The sequence below is a fragment of the Spirillospora sp. NPDC049652 genome, from assembly GCF_040675125.1.
Taxonomy (GTDB): Bacteria; Actinomycetota; Actinomycetes; order Streptosporangiales; family Streptosporangiaceae; genus Spirillospora.
On sequence record NZ_JBFAOF010001398.1, the window covers coordinates 1 to 1,432 of the forward strand.

At 77.7% G+C, this 1,432-nt stretch carries 3 protein-coding genes; all 3 read right to left on the reverse strand.

Annotated elements, in window-relative coordinates; all coding sequences use genetic code 11:
* Window positions 1-295, reverse strand: a 295-nt coding sequence (locus AB0J52_RS40535) for a condensation domain-containing protein (RefSeq protein ID WP_500188527.1), incomplete at its 3' end; no start/stop codon positions are given.
* A gap of 1 nt (window position 296) precedes the next feature.
* Window positions 297-437: a hypothetical protein gene (locus tag AB0J52_RS40540; RefSeq protein WP_500188529.1), complete on the reverse strand. Its 141-nt coding sequence runs from the start codon at window positions 435-437 to the stop codon at window positions 297-299.
* 62 nt (window positions 438-499) lie between these two features.
* The coding region (locus AB0J52_RS40545; RefSeq protein WP_500188532.1) for a condensation domain-containing protein at window positions 500-1,432 on the reverse strand (933 nt) is incomplete at its 5' end.

The following is a 1,432-nucleotide window of genomic DNA, read 5'->3' on the forward strand; positions in this document are numbered from 1 at the left end:
GCCACGGCAGGTCCACGTCCCGCATGATCATCTGGACGGGCGCGCCGGAGCCGCGCCGCCGGAAGCAGGCGCGCAGGGTGGCGTGCCGGTCCAGCACCGCCTGCCACGCCGCGCGCAGCACGTCCTGGTCAAGGACGCCTTCGAGTTCGAGGACCTGCGTCGCGACGTAGACGTCCGCGTCGCCCTCACCGTGGCCGCCTTCGGCGTGGCTCCCCTCGGCGTGGCGGGCGTGGAAGAGCAGCCCCTCCTGGAGCGGCGACAGCGGCCAGACCTCGGCCAGCGCGGAGTTCACCATGTCACAGTCCCCCTTGGCCGATGCCTTCGGCGATGTCCGCCAGTTCTTCCAGCTCGTCCGCGCTGAGGTCGGCCTCGGGCAGGCCCGCCGGGCCCCGGTCGCCGCCCGGCTCCGCGGCGTGCGCGACCAGGCCGCGCAGCATCGCCGTCCACCGGACCGCGAGGTCGGACAGCGTCGCCTCGTCCCACAGCCCGACCGGGCCGGTCAGCGAGACGGTCCCCTGGGGCCGTCCGCGCCGTCGCGCACGACGCCGCTCGCGTCGAGGGCGTGGACGGCCGCCATCCGCGGGTCGGGCGCGCCGCTCAGCGCGTCCTCCCCGGCGAGCCGCCAGGCGCCGGACGCGGCCGTGCCCGGCGGGGTCCGGCCGGACGCGGCGGTGAAGCGGCCGAGGTAGTTGAAGCCGATCTGCGCGCGCGGCAGCGCGGCGAGCACGGGGGCGGTGTCGGGGTTCAGGTGGCGCAGCAGCCCGAAGCCGAGGCCGTCGCCCGGGACGTCCCGCAGCCGCCCGGCGACGTGCGCGACCAGCCGCGCCGCGGCGGGGCCGCCCGCGCGGACGTCGGCGTGGTCGAGGCCGCCCGCGTCGAGCCGGACGGGGTACTCGGCGGTGCACCAGCCGACCGTGCGGCCGAGGTCGCCGCCGGCGCGGCCGTGGCTCTCCACGTCCACGAGCTGGCCGCCGGGCGTGCGCAGGCCGCGGGCGCGCCGCCACTCCTCGACCGCGGCCATCAGTCCCGCGAGCAGCAGGTCGTCGACTCCGGCGCCGAACGCCTCCGGGGCATCGGAGAGCAGCGCCTCGGGGGCATCGGAGAGCAGCGCCTCCGGGGCATCGGTGAGCAGCGCCGAGGTCTCCGCGGCCGGGAGGGTGAGGTCTGTTCGCCGGGTTCCGGCGGCCACGGTGTCGCGGGCGGGGTCCACGGGGCGGGATCCGAGGATCGCCTGCGGGCCTGCCAGCATCCGGGTCCAGAGCGGCAGTTCGTCCAGGCGGGCTTGGCTCGTCGCCTCGGCGGCCAGGCCCCGCGCCCAGCTCCGGAAGGAGGTGGGGACCGGGTCGAGTTCGTCGCCCCGGTAGGCGGCGGCGAGGTCGGGCAGCAGGACGCGCCACGACACGCCGTCGACCACCAGGTGGTGCGCGGCGAG

Coding starts and splice junctions, on each gene's coding strand:
- AB0J52_RS40540 (WP_500188529.1), bottom strand. CDS start 437: ATGCTGCGCGGCCTGGTCGCGCACGCCGCGGAGCCGGGCGGCGACCGG.